Origin of the sequence: Clostridium boliviensis (assembly GCF_033342255.1) — a bacterium.
Lineage (GTDB): Bacteria > Bacillota > Clostridia > Lachnospirales > Lachnospiraceae > Lacrimispora > Lacrimispora boliviensis.
This window is the reverse complement of sequence record NZ_JAWONS010000038.1, coordinates 1-342: the sequence shown is the minus strand read 5'-3', so window position 1 is coordinate 342 and position 342 is coordinate 1. Positions and strand designations below refer to the sequence as shown.

The following is a 342-nucleotide window of genomic DNA, read 5'->3' as shown; positions in this document are numbered from 1 at the left end:
AAGGGTTTTATATACTGTTGAGTCTTAAGTTTTCCGCAAAGTAAGAAATGATTGCGGAGAAAGGCACAGAATGGAGTACGGGAAAGCTTGCTTTCACGGACGGAAGGCTGTGACTTACTCCATAAGCATCGCAGATGCGACCGAGAAAACCGAAGGTTTTGGAGGTGCAATCATGGACTGGACTAAATAATTGAATAAGGAAACATCAGAAGACAAAATCTTTCTGGTGCCGATGCGCTTAGGGGAAACACCCGTTCCCATCCCGAACACGATGGTTAAGACTTAAGCGGCCGATGGTACTATACTGGAGACGGTATGGGAGAGCAGGTGGGTGCCAGATTA

1 rRNA gene is annotated in these 342 nt (G+C 46.5%); it reads left to right on the top strand.

The annotated features are described in order from the left end of the window. Nucleotides 1-222 precede the first annotated feature (222 nt). Nucleotides 223-340 (top strand): 5S ribosomal RNA (rrf, locus tag RZO55_RS02305). Nucleotides 341-342: the final 2 nt, after the last annotated feature.